The following is a 23,520-nucleotide window of genomic DNA, read 5'->3' as shown; positions in this document are numbered from 1 at the left end:
GAAAAAAGGAGGATGCAAGTTTGATAAGAAATTTAAAGAAAGCAGCACTTAATTCGTTAGATGGGAAATGGGGAGTAAGTATAGGGATATCGGCGTTATACTATTTTGTACCAACTTTAAGTGCATCAGCAATCGCTAGTTTTATATATTTAATATTTGGCTTGTTTATTGGGATAATTGGTTTGGATGTTTTCTTTATTTATTCAATGGGTGGGCAACTACAAGTAGATCTAACAGCACTAGTTTTACTTATTCTAAGTTATTTTTTTATAGGACTGATTTGTTTCTTAATTTACAGTGTCATACAAGGTATCTTTAATTATGGGTATTCTGTTTTCACCTTACGCTTAGGTAAAAATGAAGATGCTAAGGTGGACGATGTATTTGTGGGGTTTAGGAAAAATAATTTGTGTAAATCAATGAAATTAGGAGTGTTGCAGGCTGTTTTTCTATTTTTATGGAGTCTGTTATTAATTGTTCCAGGTATTATTAAATATTTTTCTTATTCAATGGCATATTATATTTTAATAGAGAATCCGGATTATACAGCAAGTGAAGCATTAAGGGAGAGTAAAAGAATAATGAAAGGACATAAGTTCAAGTTATTTGTTCTTTGGTTATCTTTTATTGGTTGGTTTTTATTAACTGCATTTATAGGCATGTTTACATTTAATCTGTCATTCATATTCATTTCCCCTTATTACAACACAACTGTCTCGCATTTTTACTTAGACTTAATTAAGAAACAAGATGCTAGAGAAGCGAAGGTAAGTATATAAAGAATATAATTAGTAAGAAAATATGTATAATGTATATTTTCTCGATTGTGGACATGCAATTAAGCATATCCCTTTTTAATGTGATATTGAAAGAAATAAAGAAGCTGCAATTGGATATGTTTTACTTATAATAATTTGGACAAGGATGTTATAACATTGGAGGAATTTAAAATGAGGAAGAGTAAAATGTTTCAGGATTTTAATTTTAAGTTAGTGGTAATTGAAGCTTTATTAGATAAAGAGCCACTATTTCTAAAAGAATTGAAAGACTTAATAGAAAAGCATACGAATTATTTTGAATGGTATTCAGGAGCTGGGCCAATTGTTGAAATCAAAGCTTTTTTAGAAGCGTTAACTTTGGAAATAAGTGATTTGGAAAAGATTGAGTCCCTTTGCTTTGATGGTGGGAATGAAATTTATCATATTTTAAAGCCTGATTGGGACGGTGAAGACAGTTTATTTGATGTTATATCTGTTGAAGGATTTCAAAATCTAAAAAATTTAAAAACAGTGGAATATATTTCAATGTGTTACCCGAAAGTATTAGAACCATTAAAACAGGCTGGAATAGAAGTTGAGGATTAATGAAGAGAATTTAAAATGGTAAAGTACTTTATTGAAATTGTGTAAAGGAAATTAAAACACAACATATTAAACGAAGTGATTTATCGTATAAATTTACATTCAGTTAATATTAGTAGGTTAATAGAAAAATTAGTGTTAATTGTTAAATGGGGCGTGTAAAAAAGACAAAATCTCTTAAAAAACACTTAAATTTTTACTCCATTAATCTTTACAATCGCCCCCTATAATGTGAATTGGACAAGCACCTAAGAGAAAGCAGAACATGTCAGTTTGTACATTCTATTATTAGGGGGAGAATTTGTATGAAAAAGACAGTTGCTTCGTTAGCAGTTATGGCGGCATTATTACCGACGTTTTCAGCACATGCGGAAGGGAAAGAGCAAGTCCGGAAATCAGCTACAACTTTTAACGTTATTAGTGATATTCAAGGGGATTTAGGGGATTTTGATCATGTGCTAAAAGATATGAACAAAGTGACGCCACTTTCTAGAGCGCTTATTATGAATGGGGATATAACGCCAACTGGACAACAGTCACAATATGATGATGTAAAGCGTGTGTTAAATAAAAATAAGCATCCAGAAAATGTATGGTCTACTGTTGGGAATCATGAGTTTTATGCTGGGAAATGGACAGCAGATGGGAAACTCTCTCAAAGTACATGGCCAAATGGTGTAACTGAGGAAACTTTATTTAACCGCTATCTGAAATTTAGTGGACAAGAAAAAGTATATCATAAAAAAGAATTAGATGGGTATCCGCTTCTATTTTTAGGAACTGAAAAATATATGAAATACCACGATTCAAAAATGTGGGACGAAGTATATATGAGTGATGAGCAATTAGGTTGGTTAAAACAAAATTTAGAAGAGTATAGTCAAAAAGATAAAAATAAGCCAATCTTTATTTTCTCTCATCACGTTTTACCTGATACGGTATCTGGATCAAGACAATCGCCGTATTTACAAGATTATTTAAACGTGGATAAATTGTACGATATATTAAAAGACTATCCGCAAGTTGTTTTCTTCACGAGTCATACGCATTGGGATTTAAACTTACCTGACTGGGCTGGTAAAAAGAAAATTAAAGGCGGAGATGAAAAAGGTTTCACTGTTGTAAATACGGGGGGGATTGAAACAGGCTGGATGTCAGCGGGACCAAATGGAGGAGAGAAAACTGCTCCAGATGGCTATTCATTTAAACAAGGGTTACAAGTGAAAGCATATGGTAACGATGTAATTGTGACAGCTTACGATTACAAACGTGATAAGGATATAAAGAAGTTATTAATTAGTGATTCAAAAATTGCGCAGATGGCACCAAATGTAGCGGCAGATGATAGTAAAAATATAATTGTCGGTGCAACTGAATATATGGAGTATTCTATAGAAGGAACGAATGAGTGGCATACGTATAGTAAAGCAAACCCTCCGAAATTTGATGGGGATAAAGTGGTATATGTACGCCATAAAGGTGAAATGAATTTAGAGCCGGGATTAACACAGTTACTTCGTTTTTCGATAAATAAGTGATTGGAGGGAGTCTGCATTTGAATGTGTGGGCTCTTTTTGTTGATGAGAAATGGCTGCCTGTCTGTCGTTTTTTGTCGATAGATTGATATATTAAGAAAATCGTTGATATATTGCAAGTTACGATAGATATATTTGAAAAATCGTTGATATATTGTAAGGAATGAACGATATATTTAAAAAATCGTTGATATAAATTTCATGTACCGTAATTAAGTTAAAATCATTAATACGGTTTTACTTATCAAAACGAAATTCTAATACATTTTTAACCCAGAAAGATGACTTCACCATTTTTACGTGTAATAATAGTAACGTTACATATATTGTGAAAGAAGTACAAAAGGAGCGTTACAATGAATTTAGCTAAATTCCCGAGAAAAAAATATACAGAATCATATATACCAATTGAAAAGTTAAACAACTTTTCTGAAGCACTTGGTGGGCCGACTATTTATTTTAAACGAGATGATTTACTTGGTTTAACAGCTGGTGGTAATAAGACGAGAAAGTTAGAGTTTCTAGTTGCGGATGCAGAGGCAAAAGGTGCAGATACGTTAATTACAGCTGGTGGTATTCAGTCAAACCATTGCCGTCTAACACTGGCAGCTGCGGTAAAAGAAAAAATGAAATGTATCCTTGTATTAGAAGAAGGGCTTGAACCAGAAGAGAAGCCAGACTTTAACGGAAACTATTTCTTATATCATTTACTAGGTGCTGAAAATGTAATTGTTGTACCAAACGGGGCAGATCTTATGGAAGAGATGCATAAAGTAGCGAAAGAAGTTAGTGAAAAAGGTAATACACCATATGTCATACCAGTTGGTGGATCAAATCCTACTGGTGCAATGGGATACGTTGCTTGTGCGCAAGAAATTATGGCACAATCATTTGACCAAGGAATTGATTTCAGTACAGTCGTTTGCGTAAGCGGTAGCGCTGGTATGCACGCTGGTTTAATTACTGGTTTTGCTGGAACACAAAGCCACATTCCTGTAATTGGAATCAACGTAAGTAGAGGAAAAGCTGAGCAAGAAGAGAAAGTAGCAAAACTTGTAGATGAAACTTCAGCACACGTTGGTATTCCAAACTTTATCCCGCGTGACGCTGTTACGTGCTTTGATGAATATGTAGGGCCAGGATATGCGTTACCAACACCGGAAATGGTAGAGGCAGTTCAGTTACTTGCGAAAACAGAAGGTATTTTACTTGATCCAGTGTATACAGGTAAAGCGGTAGCGGGATTAATCGACTTAATTAAAAAAGGTACATTTAATAAAGAAGACAATATTTTATTCGTACATTCAGGTGGTTCACCAGCTTTATATGCGAATACGTCTTTATTTGCGTAAGTGTAAAAGCATTGGGTATCCAATGCTTTTTTGTTATATACTGGAATTATTGAGAGGTAGGAGGATGATATGAATTCAAATTTAAAATGGATTATATACAGTACTCGGCATTTCTATTCTATTAATCTTATTTGCGGCTTATGGGGTGTATTCTTATTTTGCATTTTAAAAGCGTAATGGAAGTGAACCATAATGTAATGTATGTTATAGTTTGATATGTTAATTACTTACAATAATTTCTACAAGGAGAATACATAATGAGAGCAAAGAAACTAGTAACGTTAGCAGTTCCATTTATGCTGTTAGTCGGATGCGAGGCAGGAGATAAAGATTCTACTCATAAGACTGAGCAAACTAGTAAAGCAATAACGAAAACAGTACTTTCCGAACAACAGTATCCGTACTACATATGTGAGCAAGTGGTAGAGTTCCAATTTAAGAAGGATGAACTATTACTAAACTTAGGAGAATCCTTAAAGGACAAAGAAAAAGCAAAAGCTGTTTTAAAAACATCAAACGAGATAGATAAAATTTTAGACAATATGGAACACATAAAAGTACCTGATACATACAAAGACATTCACAAATCCATACAAGAAGGGGTAACAGAGGCAAGAAAAGCAACGAAGTTAATTAAGGATGCTGGTAAAGAAGATAAACAGAAGGTTCAAGAAGCTACAATGAAAGGTACTGAATTTTTATCAGGTGTAGACGGAGAGCATTGGAAAAAAGCAATTTATGAGTTATCGCAGGAAAACAAAGATGCTTATAGTAAGGCACTTGATAAGAAAGTAAAGGAGCACTCAAAGTAAAACAGTAACTTGTAACAATACATATCCACCTAAAATTTCCGCGAATGCTATGCTAGGAAGTTAGGTGGGAGATTACTGTCCTTAAATGTGGTTGATTAAAGCTACAGCCACATTCTCCTGTTCTAATTAACTAAAAGAAGAACTTCCCCATCCCGATTAGACTACTAATCATTCCTATTCCACTCATGGTGCCTTTTCCTGCTGTAAATAAGTTTCCAAGCATTCCTAGCTGACCGTTACCTCCGTTATTTCCCCATCCCATTGGGGCCCACGGACTACCCCATCCTGGAGGGTTTCCAAAAACACCCGAGTTATTGGTATTGATATGAAAAGGCTTAGCTGGCGGCGATAATAAAGCGGCAAGATGACCTTGTGCGAACATCCCTGTATGATTGAATGGTTGGGCCCAGGGGAAGGGAGGTTTTTGAAAATTAAAACCTGCATGACCTGGTAATGGAGGCCAATTAGTAGGGTGACCTTGTGGCATTATCCCTGCATAATTGATTGGTTCCCCCCAAGAGAAGGGAGGGGGTTGGGGAGTGAATCCCGTATAATTGGCTGATGAATCCCAACTAACTGGATAGACTCGGTAACTCCAATTCTCAGGAATCTTCAAATCATTCATTACCTCAGATTTAGTTATTTCGGGCTGTGAATATAATGAAATTTGGTTAGTATATTGTTCCCCGTTTCCCTTTGAATTCAAATACCAATATTGGTGCATACGCTTATTCTCCTCACTTTAAAAATGTAATGTTAGACTTAGCCTATGTAATATTCCTTTTTATGGATGGTTACATAACTAGATCTACAAGCCTGTATTTAAAGGAATGGGTGTGTGGCCTTGTTGATTTAAAGTTTCACTTTATTTTAGAAGGGTATTTTCAGTCGCTTCTTTTATATATTTCAGCCTAATTTAAATTCCGTTAACAAACGTTTTTATAAAGGTTTAATCAAAAAAAAGATTTTAAAATGTTATGTTGGGCAAGTGGAATTGCTAAAAAGAGAATATCCATTCGAAGAGTTTGGCAAAATACTGCAAGGGTAATGTTTTCTTGTGCAAATATGTAAACGATTTAAACGAATCAATGAAATTTATAATGAAGGGGCAATTAAATATATGAGTGAAACATTACATAAAAGAAAACCACCATATTTAATGCTTGTAATCCTTTTTATTGGGGCATTTGTTTCATTTCTAAATAACTCGCTTTTAAATGTAGCCTTGCCATCAATAATGAAAGATTTAGACATTCAAGATTATTCAACGATCCAGTGGCTTTCTACAGGGTATATGCTTGTAAGTGGTATATTAATTCCGGCATCAGCATTTTTAATAACGCGTTTCTCGAATAGAAGCCTATTCATTACATCTATGGTGATTTTTATTCTTGGTACTGCCTTAGCAGCTGTAGCGCCGAATTTTGGTTTATTACTTACTGGTCGGATGGTTCAAGCGGCAGGCTCTTCAGTTATGGGGCCTTTGTTAATGAATATTATGCTAGTAAGCTTTCCAAGAGAAAAAAGGGGAACAGCAATGGGGATTTTTGGACTAGTTATGATTACAGCTCCAGCAATTGGACCGACACTATCAGGTTATATTGTAGAGTATTATGACTGGCGTTTGCTTTTTGAAATGATTTTACCGTTAGCAATCATTAGCTTACTGTTAGGGATTTGGAAATCTGAGAATGTCATGAAACAAAACAAAAATGCAAAACTTGATTATCTCTCATTACTATTATCTTCTGTCGGTTTTGGCGGTTTGTTATATGGATTCAGTTCTGCAAGCTCCGATGGTTGGACAAATAAAGTTGTCTTAACAACCTTAATCATAGGCGCTATTGCCCTAATTGCTTTTATTATCCGCCAATTAAAAATGGATGAGCCATTATTGGATTTACGTGTTTACAAGTACCCAATGTTTGCACTTGCGTCTGTAATTGCAATTGTCAACGCAGTGGCCATGTTTTCGGGGATGATTTTAACACCAGCTTATGTACAAAACGTCCGCGGTATTTCACCGCTGAGCTCTGGGCTGATGATGCTTCCAGGTGCGGTAATAATGGGGGTTATGTCACCAATTACAGGTAAACTATTTGATAAATATGGCCCTCGGATTCTTGGTATAGTAGGACTTTCCATTACAGCCGTTTCAACTTATATGCTGGCAAATCTGCAACTCGATTCTAGTCACACACATATTATTCTTATTTACACATTGCGGATGTTTGGGATGGCGATGGTGATGATGCCACTTATGACAAATGGCCTCAATCAATTGCCAACGCGCTTAAATCCGCACGGTACAGCTGTTAATAATACAGCTCAACAAGTGTCCGGTTCGATTGGTACTGCTATTCTTGTTACGATTATGAATTCTGTAACAAAAACAAAAGCTGAAAGTCTAATGGCTGATGTAGATCCAACAACCTTCACAGAGGCTACGAAGGCAATGTTAACTCAGAAGGCTTTATTATCCGGAATTCAATATTCATTCTATGTAGCGCTTGGCATGAATGTTGTTGCACTACTATTAGTTTTTTTCGTTAAACGTGTAGATACAAGTGCGGAAGCTGTCGAGAAGTTAAATCGGTAGAGAAGAATAAAACGCTAGATAATGATTCCTACAAGTTTTTTTGCTGCTAAGGCGCCGATATTTAAAGCTGGAAAAGAGCTGAAAGAAGCAGTGAAATAATTATATATAGTGAAAGAGGACCTGACGTTCATATCAGGTCCTCTTTCATTAGTAACACGGTATACTTGCTTATCGTATTGGTTTAACTAAACTACTGATTTTTCGAATACTACAATCTTAAGCTCGTCAACTTCTCTATTTTGGGGTGTTTTAGAAGAAAATAAATCAAAATGATCGTTTTATAAACAAATGCAAGAGATGAGATCCGTTTGCAAATTCTCATAAACATTATAATTTTAGCTTATCTTTTAACGCCAATATTAAAAGGATCCAATTATATTTATTCGCTTCATTTTAATTTAGTATTTTTCTACAATTTATAAATCTAATTGCCAAGCTTATACTCAATATCATAATCATGAATAGTTAGGGAAAAGATAAAATAAGGTAATCAATTACATATCTGTATCCCAGGCAATTAGTTGCTATTTCCTCTTTATTAAATGGGATATGCTATTTCATGCTTTTTTGAAAGGGTGTTTTAAATGGAAAAAAAAGTATCTGCCATTCCCCAGCCGAAAACATATGGACCGCTGGGTAATCTCCCATTAATCGATAAAGATAAACCGACTCTATCGTTTATTAAGCTGGCGGAAGAGTATGGTCCCATTTTTCGAATTCAAACTTTAAGTGATGCCATAATTGTCGTTTCTGGACATGAACTGGTAGCAGAAGTTTGTGACGAAACGCGGTTCGATAAAAGCATAGAGGGTGCTTTGGCAAAGGTTCGTGCCTTTGCTGGAGACGGATTATTTACTAGCGAGACTCACGAGCCTAACTGGAAAAAAGCTCATAATATTTTGATGCCTACATTTAGCCAACGGGCAATGAAAGATTACCATGCCATGATGGTCGATCTTGCTGTACAACTCGTTCAAAAATGGGCACGGCTTAATCCGAATGAAGACGTAGATGTTCCGGAGGATATGACTCGCCTTACGTTAGATACAATTGGTCTATGTGGTTTTAATTACCGATTTAATAGCTTTTATCGTGAGACCCCTCATCCTTTTATCACTAGCATGAGCCGTGCTCTAGATGAGGCAATGCACCAATTGCAGCGGCTGGATATAGAAGACAAACTCATGTGGAGAACGAAACGTCAATTTCAGCATGATATCCAATCTATGTTTTCTTTAGTAGATAATATTATTGCTGAACGTAAAAGTAGTGGAGATCAGGAAGAAAATGATTTACTTTCCCGTATGTTAAATGTACAGGATCCGGAAACTGGTGAAAAATTAGATGATGAAAACATTCGTTTCCAAATTATCACTTTTTTAATAGCTGGGCATGAGACAACAAGTGGATTGTTATCTTTTGCAATTTACTTTTTATTAAAGAATCCGGATAAGTTAAAAAAAGCCTATGAAGAAGTAGACCGTATTTTGACAGATCCTACTCCAACATACCAACAAGTTATGAAACTGAAGTATATACGGATGATTTTAAATGAATCGCTACGTCTATGGCCTACCGCTCCAGCATTCAGTCTCTATGCAAAAGAAGATACAGTGATTGGCGGGAAATACCCAATTAAGAAAGGAGAAGATCGTATTTCTGTTCTTATTCCACAGCTGCATAGGGATAAAGATGCATGGGGAGACAATGTGGAAGAATTCCAACCTGAACGATTTGAAGAGCTGGATAAGGTTCCTCATCATGCTTATAAGCCGTTTGGAAATGGCCAGAGAGCATGTATCGGTATGCAATTTGCACTTCATGAAGCCACTCTTGTAATGGGAATGCTTCTTCAACATTTTGAATTAATCGATTATCAAAACTATCAGCTGGACGTAAAACAAACATTAACGCTAAAGCCCGGTGATTTTAAGATTAGGATTCTACCCCGAAAACAAACTATTAGTCATCCTACTGTTCTTGCACCTACAGAGGACAAGCTGAAAAACCATGAAATTAAACAGCACGTTCAGAAGACACCTTCTATTATTGGGGCTGATAATCTTTCACTTCTTGTTCTGTACGGCTCGGATACAGGTGTAGCAGAAGGTATTGCAAGAGAATTAGCAGATACAGCTAGTTTAGAAGGGGTTCAAACGGAAGTGGTAGCTCTTAACGATCGAATTGGAAGTCTACCGAAAGAAGGAGCGGTTCTTATTGTAACTTCTTCTTATAATGGAAAACCGCCAAGTAATGCAGGACAGTTTGTGCAATGGTTGGAGGAACTAAAACCAGATGAGCTAAAAGGTGTTCAATACGCAGTTTTTGGTTGTGGAGATCATAATTGGGCTAGTACCTATCAACGGATTCCAAGATACATTGATGAGCAGATGGCTCAAAAAGGAGCAACAAGGTTTTCTAAACGCGGAGAAGCAGATGCAAGTGGTGATTTTGAGGAACAGCTCGAGCAATGGAAACAAGGCATGTGGTCTGATGCGATGAAGGCATTTGGATTGGAATTTAACAAAAATATGGAGAAAGAGCGTAGTACTTTGAGTCTGCAATTTGTCAGTCGTCTTGGAGGATCTCCTCTTGCACGAACATATGAAGCAGTTTATGCAACTATACTAGAAAATCGTGAACTCCAATCATCCAGCAGCGATAGAAGTACACGACATATCGAGGTATCCTTGCCAGAAGGCGCTACATATCAAGAAGGAGACCACCTTGGAGTGCTGCCAATTAATAGCGAGAAGAATGTTAATCGAATTTTAAAACGCTTTGGATTAAACGGAAAGGATCAAGTCATACTGAGTGCAAGTGGACGAAGTATAAATCACATACCTTTAGACAGTCCTGTTAGTTTATTGGACCTTCTTAGTTATAGTGTCGAAGTTCAAGAAGCAGCCACTCGTGCACAAATACGGGAAATGGTAACATTCACAGCATGCCCTCCTCATAAAAAAGAATTGGAAGCATTATTAGAAGAAGGGGTCTATCATGAACAAATACTAAAGAAACGTATTTCAATGTTGGATCTTCTTGAAAAGTATAAGGCTTGTGAAATCCGATTTGAACGCTTTTTAGAACTGCTTCCTGCGCTCAAACCGCGTTACTATTCTATTTCAAGCTCTCCACTTGTTGCACAGAATCGTCTGAGCATTACGGTCGGTGTTGTTAATGCGCCTGCATGGAGTGGAGAAGGGACATATGAAGGAGTCGCTTCTAATTATTTAGCTCAGCGTCATAATAAAGATGAGATTATTTGTTTCATTCGAACGCCACAATCAAACTTTGAATTACCTAAAGATCCAGAAACACCAATTATTATGGTTGGGCCAGGTACTGGAGTTGCACCATTCCGTGGATTCTTGCAAGCGCGTCGTGTTCAAAAGCAAAAAGGTATTAATTTAGGACAAGCGCATCTATATTTTGGTTGTCGTCATCCTGAAAAAGATTATCTCTATCGTACAGAGCTAGAAAATGATGAAAGAGATGGATTAATCTCTTTACACACAGCTTTTTCTCGTCTAGAGGGACATCCCAAAACATATGTACAGCATTTAATAAAACAAGATAGTATCAATTTAATTTCGTTATTAGATAATGGAGCTCATCTTTATATATGTGGTGATGGCAGTAAAATGGCTCCGGATGTAGAAGATACCCTTTGTCAAGCATATCAAGAAATTCATGAAGTCAGTGAACAAGAAGCAAGGAATTGGTTGGATCGTGTGCAAGATGAAGGGCGATATGGAAAAGATGTTTGGGCTGGTATATGAATGTTTCTTAATTAGATACGTATTAACTAATGAACTTCTTTCGAATAAATTTCACTTTATTAGTATCGTGTATTTAGCTGAATAATGATTAACCGGACTATTTAGTATCTACTAAATAAAAAACAGGACCTGATATGCATCTATCAGGTCCTGTTTCACATAGACATTATACATGGATATTTTCCACACATTATCAATGTTTGTAATGTAGTTAGCCTTGTGGGTCAGCTATAAAATCAGATATTATTTTTTCAATATCGAAAGGAGTAATCCCTTTATCCAAAGAGAAAATAGTTTCTGCTTCTTCGATGTCTTGAACGAGTTCACCTCTAGCTTCAATATGTAATCGGAACAAGTCATATAAATTCGGTTTAACTAAATTAGTTAAAGCCTTTCCAACTAGTATCATACCTTTTTGATTCGCCTCGATGGTATTATCATAAGTTAGATCTCTTGTAAGAGATAAATCTGTCCAAATCAATTTTCGTTCCTTTAAGTCTAAGATAACTGGAATAGAGATTTGGGTGTCGGCAGTAATATCCACTTTATCTTGAACAGTAGAAGGTTCAAATATTTCACCTGAACCAGGATATTGACGAACCATCCAACCAGTAAAGCATTCTGGTAAATCTTTATATGGTTGGTCTGTGTAAGAAAGCAAAGTCATGACTACATAGCGTCCACCATATTTCAGCACAGACGGAATATCGAAATCAATGAATTCAGATGCCCCCTTTGGTGCAGAAGTAATGTCTCCGCTATGGTAGGCTTTGAAATTTTTTGAACGTAAGTTCGTGAAGGATACATGTTCTTTGTATTGCCAATCTTCGTCGTACATTGCAGCAGACAAATCAATGTCAACGCGTCCTGTATGTTGTCCATTCACATAGCCTTCTTTCCACCATAGGAAAAAACGAATCGTATCTCCTTCTGGCAAATCTACTTTACTTCCTCGAGATAATGTGCGAAGCGCTTTGCTGGCTGAACGTTGAGAGAAGGGAACTAAGTGATTTTTTAACTGTTCATCCAAAAATACTTTTCCGAGACTTGGAAGTTTTGCGAAGCGATTTTTTAAAGTATCTTCACACATTTTTACAATCATTAAACAAATATCCTCTGAGATAAATGGAAGTGTATTTTCAATACCTATAGCTTTTGCTACATTTCCCTTTGGAAAAAAGGTACGAAATTCATTTTTATCATTTCGATGCTTAAAATGAGCTGTGAGTTGAAGTAATACAGGAGTAGAAACGTCTCCTATTATACTTAGAAACTCTTCGAGAATATGGAAAACATCTGTTGACTTATCACTACATAAACGGATTAAATGATCCAAGCGTCTGGCAAATTCCCCAGGGCGAGTTTTTAAAAGATTTTTCGCTGTCATGATATCACGATTCAACAAAGCTGCTTCTATTTTTCCATTAAATGTTTCAACTTTAATGTTGTTGCGAAGAATCTCAAATGCTCGGTGGGTTTTTGGGAAACGAGTATGATATTCTGCTGGATGAAGAATTTCACCTAGACGAATCCAACGTTTTTTGTATCGAAGCATATCTTCGGTAATGTTTCCGCATTGCTCTAACAATCCTAAAAGGAAGCGTCTTTCTGCTCGGTTAAACTTCTTGAATCGAACGGAAGATGCTAAACTCACATCGCCTTCAGATAAAGCAACTGCAAGGCGAAGAACATCAGTTGCTGTTTTAAAATACTTTGCAGCAGCATCGGCTGATATTTTTCTGTTTATTAATAAAACTCCAATTATAAAAGACATATTTTCCTTATGAGGAATTACATTAGGTAGAAAACAGGAAACATCTTCAGTGTGTGTAATAGCCCATTCTACATCTGTCTTATCAGTTGAGGAAATAGAGCTGTTTGCACTAATCAATTGAGAAATCATTTGATTGAAATCTTCTTCACTTCCTAAGTTAATAACTTTCAAATCAACGCTATCTAAAAGAGGAAGTCGTTCTTCTACTTTTGATACAGGTAGGCGCAACGTCACATAATGAATAATAGCATTAATGTATAAATCAGCGTCACTTAAATCCATCATTTGTTGCGGAAAGTTTGGATACATAGGAGCAAACTGAATATGTGCACCAACCATTTCTTTTAAATGTTTTACCAACTCTTTGTAAAACGATGTGAATGTATCAACCGAAAGTGTTTGCAACTCTTCTATTAAAGGCTCGGAAAAAGTAAATCCTAAACTTTCCAAGTTTTTTAAAACAGTGGCTAAATAAATGTTCGGTAGTTTATTTTCTTCTCTTTTTATAATTACTTTCAAACTTCTTCTTATGTAAATAGAATTTTTCATGAGAACGCCAGCTATTCACTCCTTATAAAAGAGGGGAATAGTCTGACTGTCCTCCTTTCAGTGGTAGATTTTTATTTTTACATGCATAAACACACTAATTGTAGAAAAATACACAGAGGTTACATAGCTATTTTTTAGTGAAAAATTAGGGGTATAACATTTAGTTGTTAAGTGGTAATTTGTTAATTAAGAAAAGAAAACCTCTACATCAATGGTTGATAAACTAAAGTTTATTCAATCCCAAAGAAGAAAGAGGTTTTATAGTCTAATTATTTTTCATAGGGAATTGACAACTCTAAAACTATTTGAAATTTCTGGAAAAGAAGGAAGAATTGTCATAGCCTATGTGTTTAGCAGGAAAGTAACATCCCTATTTCGCCAAAGAAGTTAGAAGGAAGGAACGTCATAGCCTGCTTTATTAGTATATTCTCTTGCGAAGAGCAATTCAAGTATACTGTCTGATTTTTTATATTTTTCTTAAAGGGGAATTTTCATGTTTATCCCGCATTAACGGGTAGCCCGATTGGTGAGTGGGATTAAAGTTTCACTTTATAAATAGGGAGACCATCACATGCCCTTTTTATAATACTATTACGGGAGGATTTTTATTTTTGATATATTATACCATTTATTTAATGGTATAATATGGTATTAGTTCTATGGAATGGAGTTGAATGAGTATTATAAATACAAAAGGTGAAATTAAAAAAACAAAAAGAAAAGTATTACTAACTATAATTACTATGTTAGTAATTATAATTGGGTTTGGATATTGGAAATTTTTTAGTTTGCAAGGTGTTCCAAAAGGGGAATTAATTCGAACAGTGAAATCTCCAGATGGAAAATATCTCATCAAGACTTATTTTCATAATGCAGGATCATTAAGTGCGGATGCTGTTAGGGGTGAATTAGTTAACCTTGATACAGATTCAGAGAAAAATATATATTGGAATTATCCAGATACCGATCCATATATTGAATGGGTAAATAAGAATATTGTTAGAATTGGAGATCAAACTTTAGATATTTCACAGAAAGAAACCTATGATTGGCGTGATGATGATAAGCACGTTAAAGAAATGCCTAAACAGTTTAGTAGATAAAGCAAGAAAATTTAAATTTATTTAATCTTATTCGTTTAACTATAGATAGGATTATATGAGTAAAAAAGTCCATTTAGATCTTCTAAATGGACTTTTTTAGGTTTCTAGATACGACTACTGATAAAAATGGAACAAACTTGTTACTTAAGTTGTCTATTAAGTATACGTATAAAACAGGTGTTCATGATAATTCGCTCATTTTATCCCGCTATTTACCCGTAAAAGCCCGATTGGTGAGGGCTTCTTGCATTTCACTTTATGAAAAGTGAGATGCAAGAAGAGTGATATCCGATAGACTTTTTCATTGTGTCGGTATGTATAACACCTAGAAAAACTATATATTCTTGAAAGAGGTTGAAAATGTATGATAGTCTTAAACAAGTTTTTTAACATTTTACATTACAAAAAGATGGTACCTGTAGTATTTCTTTCATGTGCAACGCTTATAGGCTGTTCCGATGGTAATACTCAATCTGAATCACTTAAACAAACGAAACAAACAAATCAAATCAAACAAGAAACTACTGGTAATGATTCTTTTGCTAAACTTGAAAAAGAATTTGATGCTAAACTTGGTATTTATGCATTGGATACTGATACGAATCAAACCGTTACGTATCAATCAGATAAACGGTTTGCATACGCATCTACCCACAAAGCTTTAGCTGTGGGAGTACTTTTACAAAAGAAATCAATAGAAGATCTAAATCAAAGAGTTTTGTATACTCGTGAAGATCTTGTTAATTACAATCCAATTACAGAAAAGTATGTTGATAGGGGGATGACTCTGAAAGAGCTTGCAGATGCTTCCCTTCGATATAGTGATAATACTGCACAAAATCTTATTCTTAAACAATTAGGTGGACCTAGCGAATTCAAAAAATCACTGAGAGAAATAGGAGATACCGTTACAAATCCTGAACGTTTTGAACCAGAGTTAAACGAAGTGCATCCAGGAGACGTACATGATACTAGTACCCCAAAGGCATTAGCTACTAGTCTTCAGGCTTTTGCGTTAGGAGATGTACTTTCAACTGAGAAACGGGATTTATTAATAGATTGGATGAAAAGGAATACTACCGGAGACAACTTAATTCGTGCTGGAGTTCCAGGAGGATGGGAAGTAGCTGATAAGACGGGCTCGGGATCTTATGGAACCAGAAATGATATCGCAATTATTTGGCCACCAAATAAAAAACCAATTGTTCTTGCGATACTTTCTAATCATGATAAAGAGGATGCTAAATACGATGATAAGCTTATTGCAGAAGCAACCAAAATAGCGCTGGGCGTCTTAAAAGCTAAAAATAAATAATAATAGTATTAGTTATTGAAATTTTCCTGTTTTTCCGTCACAATACTGTGACGGTCTTTTTGTGTATTTTACAAAGAATCGTCTTAATTAAAGAAAAAAAGATAGAAACTATCTCTAGTAAGTTTATTAATTAAGTAACAACAAATATATGCTTTATTGTATACTTATTGCATTTAATGTGGAGGAATAATATGGAGTCAAAAATTCTTATTGTTGATGATGATAAAGAGATTAGAAATCTTATCTCTGTATATCTAGAAAATGAAGGCCTAAAAACTCAAAAGGCAGAAGATGCTATACAAGCTTTACAACTGTTAGAAGAAAAGGAATTTGATTTGGTTATTTTAGATATTATGATGCCGAATATGGATGGCATTGAAGCATGTATGAAAATTAGGGAAGATCGCAATATGCCTATCATTATGCTATCTGCAAAATCTGAGGATATAGACAAAATTCAGGGCCTAGCCTCTGGTGCAGACGATTATTTATCAAAACCGTTTAACCCATTAGAATTAATCGCTAGAGTGAAATCCCAATTAAGAAGATTTAAAAAATACAATACGTCCGTAGAACATAATAAAAGCATTCTAGAAATTGGTGACTTAACCGTAAATACAGATACACGTCAAGTATGGGTAAGAGGAAAAGAAACAAGGTTAACTCCAAAAGAGTTTGCTATTCTCGAACTACTTGCCCGCAATAAAGGGATTGTCCTGAGTGTAGCAAAAATATATGAAGCAGTTTGGAAAGAGGTTTTTTATAAATCAGACAATACCGTCATGGTGCATATTACAAAAATAAGAGACAAAATTGAAGAGGATTCTAAACATCCCATTTACATTAAAACTGTTTGGGGAATTGGGTATAAAATATGAAGAATGTTAGTTTCAGAAATAAGATCATTATAAAACTTCTTGGTGCTGTTGCAATTAGTTTTTTTATTTCATTTGGTTTAACAATCCTCATTTTGGCATACGTCATAGATCCATTATTTATAAAACACGAAGAATTTGGTATGTTTGAATTCAATGTCGCAATGTTGTTCTTATTCGCGTTCGCAATCTTTACCTTTATTATACTTTTTTTGATATTGGTTCGAAAGAAAATAGTATATTTGAAGCTTATTTCTGATAACGTGAATGATATTGCCAATGGAAAACTAGGTCTAACAATTGGGATTAAGGGGAAGGACGAATTGACCCAACTTGCTAAAAATATCAACTATATGTCTAAGGAATTGGAAAATACATTTGAACAAGAAAGACGATTAGAACGTACAAAAAATGAGCTCATAACTAACGTATCTCATGACTTACGCACACCGTTGACATCTATTATTGGTTATTTAGATTTATTAAAAAGAGGGCAATACAACAATAACACACAATTACAGGAATACCTTGAAACCACTTATTCAAAGTCACAGAGACTGAAATATTTAATTGATGAGCTGTTTGAATATACTCGTTTATCAGGCATAGATGCTAAGTTAAATCTTAATGAAGTTGATTTATCAGGTCTGTTGGAGCAAATAGTTGGAGAATACATTCCTATATTTGAAAAGGAAAGTTTAATCGTTCAAAAATCAATTACACAAGAAATAATACCTATCTTCATAGATGCAGAAAAAATGGTACGTGTATATGAAAATCTGTTTATGAATGCGATAAAGTACAGCATGAAACCATCCCAATTATTCATATGTCTTGAATTAATGGATAACAAAGCAATTTTAAAAGTATCAAATAAAGTCGAGAGATCGCCTGTTAGCGATCCAAATAAATTGTTTGAAAGGTTTTTCAGGGGTGATAAGGCAAGAAAAAATAATCAAGGAAATGGGCTGGGACTTGCTATCTCAAAAAGAATTGTTGAACTTCATGATGGTAATATACATGCAGAATATAAAGATGGCTGGATGTCCTTTATTGTTGAACATCCAATCAAATAGAACGGCTTATGGAATTACAGGTTCCATAAGCTTTTTTTATAAAACTTAAGAATTCTTAAGGATTTTACAGGGTGTTTCCTAATTTTTATAGTTTATCATGGGTGTATTCAAAGTGATGAGGTGAGCAAAGAAGAAAAAAGGAAAGACTTCATTGTAGCTTTAGGGTGAATGCGATATGACTATTTTATTAGTAGTAAACAAACGTAGTAGCTTATTGTAATGAAATAAAAAATGTAGGAGGATATAAATGATAAAGCCAGTTGTAGATGTAAAAAACATTCAAAAATTGTACGGTAAAAAAGGTGAGAATCAATCACATGCATTAAAAGGTGTATCATTCTCAATTCAAGAGGGGGAGTTTGTCGGTATTATGGGGCCTTCTGGTTCTGGTAAAACAACATTATTAAATGTAATTTCAACGTTAGATAAAGCGACAGGCGGCGTTGTTGAAATTGCAGGAACGGATATTACGAGGATGAAGCAGGGTGAACTTTCTGATTTTCGTTCACAAAAGTTAGGATTCATTTTCCAAGACTTTAACTTATTGGAGAATTTATCTATCTATGAAAATATCGCACTCCCACTTTCACTTCAAGGTGTTTCATCTCGTAATATTGGAAAGAAAGTAGAAAAAGTAGCTGATATGTTAGGCATTACAGCTATACTTCAAAAATATCCTTCTGAAGTATCTGGTGGACAAAAGCAACGTTCCGCAGCAGCACGTGCGTTAGTGCATGAGCCAGCAATTATTTTAGGGGACGAACCAACAGGAGCGCTTGATTCTAAAAATGCAACAAGTTTACTGGATGCGATGACAAACTTAAATAAAGAGCAAGGTGTATCCATTATGATGGTTACGCATGATCCTTACAGCGCAAGTTACTGTCAGCGTATTTTATTCATTCAAGATGGTGAGTTATATAAAGAAATTCATCGCGGTAGTACCCGTGAAGAATTCTATAAAGAAATTTTAGATGTGCTTGCAAACTTAGGCACAGAAAAAGCGTAAGGAAGGAAGTTCAATCATGTTATTTAAGCTTTCTATGTCAGGCCTAAAAAGTAAGTTGCAAGATTACATTGTTTTACTTGTTGGTCTTATTGTCTCTATTTCAACTTTTTATATGTTTCAAACGCTAGCATCCAATAAAACGTTCCTTGAATCTAACTCTTCTATTAGGGATATTGTGGCTGTCTTTAAAATTGGTTCCGTTTTGTTAGCGATTATCACATTTTTCTATATTTTATATGCAAACTCTTTCTTATCAGCTCTTCGTCAAAAAGAATTTGGTATGTATATGATGTTAGGAGCAAAAAAGCATAAAGTTACCTTACTTATGTTCATTGAAACAATCATATTAGGTGCCACCTCTCTTTTGATTGGAATTACAATTGGTGTAGGACTTGCAGAAGGTATCGGTCAGCTATTAATGAAACAACTCGAGTTTGCTGGTGAAGGTTATAAAGCATTTTATCTGCCATCAATAGCTATTACTTGCGTCTTCTTCTTTGCACTATTTGTATTATCTGCAATTATGAATAGTATTAAATTATCGCGTATTTCTGTACTACAACTTGTACATGCAGATGCACAAACAGAACGTGTTGCCATAAAAGGAAAAATGACAGTTGTAATTGCATTCCTTGGTATTCTTTTATTAGGTATTGGTTATGCATCACTGATCTATATGTCATATGCAAATCCGCTAATTGCTTTGGGATTAATGGCCGTCGGATTAATCTCAGCAACCGTTGGTACTTACCTTATATTTGGATCCCTTCTTCCAGTTATGATTAACAAGCTAAAGAGTAATAAAAAACGTAGTGAAAAAGGCCTCAATGCTTTTACTTTTGCACAATTAAATTTCCGCATTAATAGTCTAACAAATGTGCTTGCAACAGTAGCAATTTTAGTGGCTCTTGGTGCTGGTGGAATTGCTTGTGGTATGGCATTTAAAAACAACATTATAAACATGACAGATCAAATGCGAATTTACGATTCAGTCATTCATAATCCAACTGCGGAAGAAAAGACAATTTTGGGTGGTATCTTATTTCAAGAAAAATTTGAATACCATTACAAAGTTGATGATAGGTATGTTTATTATCTTAAAGAAGATGTAGAAAAAAATCGTCCTTTCTTGCAAGGTATGAAAATAGAGAAAGTTTCAGAGGAAGTACCAATTGGTGCATTTTCAATAAAATGGGTTAAAGGAGAGATCGACACAAAACAATGGATTCAGGCTTTCAGAACGATCCAGCCAAATTATATGTATCCTGATTATGAAATCAAAATTGTAGAACAAAACATATACGATGGGTTGAAGGGTAAAGAAAGTACTGTATTTATAGGGAAAACAGATGATTTTGGATCATACATAAAAGAATGGAAAAAACTTGATGAATTACAGATAGCAAAATATAAAAATGTGAAAGCGGAAGAATTGGATAGTAAGTATCAAAAATATATTACGAGTCATGATTTTTCCAACGGACTAATGTTTATGGGCTTTTTCGTTGGAGTTGCATTTTTAGCAATGATGGCAAGTTGCTTAATGTTTAAAGTTCTGTCGGGAGCATCAAAAGATGTAGCACGTTATCAAATGCTTCGTAAAATTGGTGTTCGCCGAGAATTATTAACAAAATCAATCTATAAAGAGTTATTCTTCATATTCTTATTCCCAGCAATTGTGGGGATTACTCACATATTAGTTGGTATGAACATGTTTGGATCGCTTTTAATCGATCCGTACTTTCGTATTTGGTTACCACTTGTTATTTTTGTAGTAATTTACTCGATTTATTACTTGATTACAGTTCAATTATATAAAGGGATTGTACTCCCGAAAAAAGATTAATGTAATGATGTTATTTATACGAAGTATAGACATAATCGGACCTCGTTTTATTGATTATTTTGAATGGGTACAAGAAATTTAGAAATAATAGGTGGACTAGCACTACAGTCCATAAACTATTTATTTTAGATTTTAAATTAAAAATTTATCTTTTATCTAAGAAGGGGCGCGGCAACGATTACTACTTTTAGGGGCCATTGGCAAGTTTTATTTAATAGGATTAATTTGTATGAGTTTTCTTTAAAGCTTGTAATGCTATAATCTCATAAGTTAAAGTTTCACCCTGAAAATCTATTATTTATAATGAGTAGCCCGAAAGAGAAAGGATTGTTGCCGTGTCCTATCACCATCAAGCAAGGTTGATAGGTATGTATGCGTCACTACGCCATATAGTAAAAATAAAGGCTCAAAAACGGCTTTTGTCGATTTAAAAGCTGCAAGGATTTGTTTAATTTTATGAAAAAAAGTAAGAATCACCAATATAATTGGCGGTTCTTACTTTTTTTTACATACATATTATTAGCATGATAGCATTAAAAATTTTTGTACGGAGAGAGGTTTCTATATGCTCTATGATGAAAATATAAGTTTAACAGGACGTATTGTATCGCCTGGTGAAGCGCAATATGATTCAGCACGTCAAGCGTTCAACACATTTTTTAATAGATTCCCTTTTGTTATTGTCTTTGCACAAAATACTCAAGACGTTGTGAATGCAGTACGATGGTCGTTACATAATAACGTACCTATCCGAGTACGCTCAGGAGGGCACAATTATGAAGGCTTGTCAGTTTTAGATGGTGGTATTGTAATTGATGTCAGTGAGATAAATCAAATAAAAATAGATCCAACATCAAAAACTGTTACAGTAGGAGCTGGTTGTAAAAATCTCCATCTAGCTGAGCTTCTTGGGAAAGAGGGATTAGCTATTCCTAATGGGGTCTGTCCTAAACCAGCTATCGCAGGAATAGCGCTAGGTGGTGGGCAAGGTATTCTTTCTCGACCATTAGGACTACTACTTGATCATGTCGTAGAAATAGAAATGGTTGATGCTAACGGCTGTGTATTGCAGGTTAATGATCAGGAGCATCCTGATCTATTTTGGGCTTTACGTGGTGGAGGCGGAAGTTTCGGTATTTGTACATCTTTTCGCTTTCGTACTCAGGAAATTAAGACTGTTGGTTTTGTTGAAGTTAGTTGGAGGCATCAAGATTTAAAAGCCGTTATACAGGAATGGCAAAAGTATACTCTACCTACTTCTGATAAACGCTTTACTCCTACATTATTATTGTCTTCAGAAAAGACAGCTCCTGTGTTGATGCATGGGATTTTTCATGGATCAGTTACAGACTTACAGAAATTGATACAACCACTTCTCAAAATTGGATCACCTATAAAGGTAGACATAAAAGAACTCTCTTATTTAGAAGCTATAACGTTAATATCCAATCATCAGCCTACAACTCCTTTTCCATTTAAAAGCGTAGCACCTTTTATGGATTCTTTATTACCTGAAGAAGGTATTGCTACGATTCAACATTTTATGAGTCAATCTCCACCTAATTCTACTGTTTCTATATTTTTTCAGGGCTTAGGGGGGACTGTTTCTGCAGTACCCGAGGAAGCAACTGCTTATTTTTATCGAAAAGCTCTAATGAATATGGTGTTATTTTCCACTTGGGACAAACCTGAGGGAGCTGCACAAGGGATTCGTTGGGTAGAAGCTTTTCGTCACGCGTTAATTCCTTTTACGAAAGGTGTCTATGTTAACACACCTGACCTCTCAATGAAAGATTGGTCGGATTTATATTATGGTGAAAACTTTAAACGATTGACTCAAGTGAAAGCTAAATACGATCCAGAAGATATTTTCAATTTTCCACAAAGCATTCCACCTGTTTATAAAAAATAGAAATCCTTTGCCGACCTTAAATTTTGCAATTTATAAAGAATGATAGATAATCCTTTTTGGAAATAACAATTAAAAGAGAGAGATAACATTGATTATTGACTGTATCAAAAGTTAAATCACTTCTTTACAGAAGGAGAAGGAGAATTAAGTCAATCGGATGAATAGTATAGTCCTGCTAATATCCCAGAGTATGTTATAAATGATATTGCCACTTGGGTGCAAGGAAGAGTGAAATGAAATTAGCAACTATATTTTTAAATGACTATTTTCAGAGACAACAAGTGAATTAGGGGGGACTGGTTTAGAGGAATTCCCACATGAAAAGACCTGAAACTGTCTTCCGTATAGCGATAATAAAGATGTTTAATTTCTAATATAGAAAACAATAGCGTTGCTACATTCAATATGTAGTAACGCTATTTAAATTTTTTAAAACAGGGTTAAATTTTTCAAAAAAATTACCTATCAAAAATAATATTCAACTAAATTCATAAGTTTATCCCGCATTAACGGACAGTGAGACCCCCACCTCAAAATTCAGCGAGAGCAAAGAAGTGAGGTGGGGCGGGCTGCCCGTAAAAGCCCGATTGGTGAGGGCTGATAATCAGTGGGGGATGAAC

Annotated in this window: 16 protein-coding genes and 1 pseudogene; 15 read left to right on the top strand and 2 right to left on the bottom strand. The window is 34.9% G+C overall.

The genetic code is table 11. The features are described 5' to 3' along the window. Window positions 1–20 precede the first annotated feature (20 nt). The 5 genes from NZ044_RS15800 to NZ044_RS15780 all read left to right on the top strand — a co-directional run bounded on the left by NZ044_RS15800 (window position 21) and on the right by NZ044_RS15780 (window position 5,060). The gene (locus NZ044_RS15800) at window positions 21–779 is read left to right on the top strand and encodes a DUF975 family protein (RefSeq protein WP_000620770.1); all 759 of its coding nucleotides are present in this window, start codon (window positions 21–23) and stop codon (window positions 777–779) included. Window positions 780–950: 171 nt separating this feature from the next. Further along, a complete protein-coding gene (locus NZ044_RS15795) occupies window positions 951–1,364 on the top strand; it encodes a DUF6892 domain-containing protein (RefSeq protein WP_001232168.1) in 414 nt (137 codons plus the stop codon). 302 nt (window positions 1,365–1,666) lie between these two features. After that, window positions 1,667–2,899, top strand: a complete 1,233-nt coding sequence (locus NZ044_RS15790; RefSeq protein WP_000754274.1) for a DUF4073 domain-containing protein — start codon at window positions 1,667–1,669, stop codon at window positions 2,897–2,899. Window positions 2,900–3,252: 353 nt separating this feature from the next. Next, entirely contained in the window at window positions 3,253–4,248 is a 996-nt protein-coding gene (locus tag NZ044_RS15785; RefSeq protein ID WP_340949847.1) for a D-cysteine desulfhydrase, read from the top strand. A gap of 257 nt (window positions 4,249–4,505) precedes the next feature. Next, on the top strand, window positions 4,506–5,060 hold the full coding sequence (locus NZ044_RS15780) for a hypothetical protein (protein ID WP_001201794.1): 555 nt from the start codon (window positions 4,506–4,508) through the stop codon (window positions 5,058–5,060). A 130-nt stretch (window positions 5,061–5,190) separates the two neighbouring features. Here NZ044_RS15780 and NZ044_RS15775 read toward each other — a convergent pair whose 3' ends face one another. Beyond that, complete coding sequence (locus NZ044_RS15775) at window positions 5,191–5,784, bottom strand: hypothetical protein (RefSeq protein ID WP_000554429.1); 594 nt, start codon at window positions 5,782–5,784, stop codon at window positions 5,191–5,193. A gap of 396 nt (window positions 5,785–6,180) precedes the next feature. Here NZ044_RS15775 and NZ044_RS15770 point away from each other — a divergent pair, with 396 nt between their 5' ends. Together NZ044_RS15770 and cypD are read left to right on the top strand one after the other, a co-directional pair. Continuing rightward, window positions 6,181–7,659 carry a DHA2 family efflux MFS transporter permease subunit gene (locus tag NZ044_RS15770; protein ID WP_000005102.1) on the top strand — a complete coding sequence of 493 codons (1,479 nt, stop codon included), beginning with the start codon at window positions 6,181–6,183 and terminating at the stop codon, window positions 7,657–7,659. A gap of 584 nt (window positions 7,660–8,243) precedes the next feature. Then, window positions 8,244–11,441 carry a bifunctional P-450/NADPH--P450 reductase gene (gene cypD, locus NZ044_RS15765; protein ID WP_000412782.1) on the top strand — a complete coding sequence of 1,066 codons (3,198 nt, stop codon included), beginning with the start codon at window positions 8,244–8,246 and terminating at the stop codon, window positions 11,439–11,441. A 211-nt stretch (window positions 11,442–11,652) separates the two neighbouring features. Here the strand turns inward: cypD and NZ044_RS15760 are convergent, their stop codons facing one another. Then, window positions 11,653–13,764 (bottom strand): TerD family protein, encoded by a 2,112-nt coding sequence (locus NZ044_RS15760; protein ID WP_000798032.1) that lies wholly within the window; start codon window positions 13,762–13,764, stop codon window positions 11,653–11,655. Window positions 13,765–14,438: 674 nt separating this feature from the next. On the opposite strand from NZ044_RS15760, the gene NZ044_RS15755 reads away from it, so the two are divergent. From NZ044_RS15755 to NZ044_RS15720, 8 genes and pseudogenes are all read left to right on the top strand, one after another. Beyond that, window positions 14,439–14,867, top strand: coding sequence for a DUF5412 domain-containing protein (locus tag NZ044_RS15755; protein ID WP_000022536.1), 429 nt, complete (start codon window positions 14,439–14,441; stop codon window positions 14,865–14,867). Window positions 14,868–15,231: 364 nt separating this feature from the next. After that, window positions 15,232–16,182, top strand: coding sequence for a class A beta-lactamase (gene bla, locus NZ044_RS15750; protein WP_000636466.1), 951 nt, complete (start codon window positions 15,232–15,234; stop codon window positions 16,180–16,182). 191 nt (window positions 16,183–16,373) lie between these two features. Further along, on the top strand, window positions 16,374–17,060 hold the full coding sequence (locus NZ044_RS15745) for a response regulator transcription factor (protein ID WP_000444082.1): 687 nt from the start codon (window positions 16,374–16,376) through the stop codon (window positions 17,058–17,060). Further along, window positions 17,057–18,133: a sensor histidine kinase gene (locus NZ044_RS15740; RefSeq protein WP_000800283.1), complete on the top strand. Its 1,077-nt coding sequence runs from the start codon at window positions 17,057–17,059 to the stop codon at window positions 18,131–18,133. Before NZ044_RS15745 ends, NZ044_RS15740 begins: the two co-directional genes overlap by 4 nt. A 247-nt stretch (window positions 18,134–18,380) precedes the next feature. Continuing rightward, window positions 18,381–19,142 (top strand): ABC transporter ATP-binding protein, encoded by a 762-nt coding sequence (locus NZ044_RS15735; RefSeq protein WP_118961672.1) that lies wholly within the window; start codon window positions 18,381–18,383, stop codon window positions 19,140–19,142. 16 nt (window positions 19,143–19,158) lie between these two features. After that, a complete protein-coding gene (locus NZ044_RS15730; RefSeq protein WP_118961673.1) occupies window positions 19,159–20,988 on the top strand; it encodes an FtsX-like permease family protein in 1,830 nt (609 codons plus the stop codon). 565 nt (window positions 20,989–21,553) lie between these two features. Then, window positions 21,554–22,900, top strand: a complete 1,347-nt coding sequence (locus tag NZ044_RS15725) for an FAD-binding oxidoreductase (RefSeq protein WP_000964999.1) — start codon at window positions 21,554–21,556, stop codon at window positions 22,898–22,900. A 42-nt stretch (window positions 22,901–22,942) separates the two neighbouring features. Then, window positions 22,943–23,137, top strand: a pseudogene (locus NZ044_RS15720) (alpha/beta hydrolase); the annotation flags it as partial. Between the last annotated feature and the right edge of the window lie 383 nt (window positions 23,138–23,520).

Source organism: Bacillus sp. FSL K6-1338 (assembly GCF_038006965.1).
Lineage (GTDB): Bacteria > Bacillota > Bacilli > Bacillales > Bacillaceae_G > Bacillus_A > Bacillus_A thuringiensis_S.
Note: the sequence above shows the minus strand (reverse complement) of the source record. Positions and strands in the feature narration are given on the sequence as shown.

Excerpts from the sequence above, each read along its gene's own strand:
- NZ044_RS15775 (WP_000554429.1), bottom strand. The coding sequence starts at position 5,784 with ATGCACCAATATTGGTATTTGAATTCAAAGGGAAACGGGGAACAATAT.
- NZ044_RS15755 (WP_000022536.1), top strand. The coding sequence starts at position 14,439 with ATGAGTATTATAAATACAAAAGGTGAAATTAAAAAAACAAAAAGAAAA.
- NZ044_RS15780 (WP_001201794.1), top strand. The coding sequence starts at position 4,506 with ATGAGAGCAAAGAAACTAGTAACGTTAGCAGTTCCATTTATGCTGTTA.
- NZ044_RS15725 (WP_000964999.1), top strand. The coding sequence starts at position 21,554 with ATGCTCTATGATGAAAATATAAGTTTAACAGGACGTATTGTATCGCCT.
- NZ044_RS15770 (WP_000005102.1), top strand. The coding sequence starts at position 6,181 with ATGAGTGAAACATTACATAAAAGAAAACCACCATATTTAATGCTTGTA.
- NZ044_RS15785 (WP_340949847.1), top strand. The coding sequence starts at position 3,253 with ATGAATTTAGCTAAATTCCCGAGAAAAAAATATACAGAATCATATATA.
- NZ044_RS15740 (WP_000800283.1), top strand. The coding sequence starts at position 17,057 with ATGAAGAATGTTAGTTTCAGAAATAAGATCATTATAAAACTTCTTGGT.
- NZ044_RS15735 (WP_118961672.1), top strand. The coding sequence starts at position 18,381 with ATGATAAAGCCAGTTGTAGATGTAAAAAACATTCAAAAATTGTACGGT.
- NZ044_RS15790 (WP_000754274.1), top strand. The coding sequence starts at position 1,667 with ATGAAAAAGACAGTTGCTTCGTTAGCAGTTATGGCGGCATTATTACCG.
- NZ044_RS15730 (WP_118961673.1), top strand. The coding sequence starts at position 19,159 with ATGTTATTTAAGCTTTCTATGTCAGGCCTAAAAAGTAAGTTGCAAGAT.
- cypD (WP_000412782.1), top strand. The coding sequence starts at position 8,244 with ATGGAAAAAAAAGTATCTGCCATTCCCCAGCCGAAAACATATGGACCG.
- NZ044_RS15745 (WP_000444082.1), top strand. The coding sequence starts at position 16,374 with ATGGAGTCAAAAATTCTTATTGTTGATGATGATAAAGAGATTAGAAAT.
- NZ044_RS15760 (WP_000798032.1), bottom strand. The coding sequence starts at position 13,764 with ATGAAAAATTCTATTTACATAAGAAGAAGTTTGAAAGTAATTATAAAA.
- NZ044_RS15795 (WP_001232168.1), top strand. The coding sequence starts at position 951 with ATGAGGAAGAGTAAAATGTTTCAGGATTTTAATTTTAAGTTAGTGGTA.
- bla (WP_000636466.1), top strand. The coding sequence starts at position 15,232 with ATGATAGTCTTAAACAAGTTTTTTAACATTTTACATTACAAAAAGATG.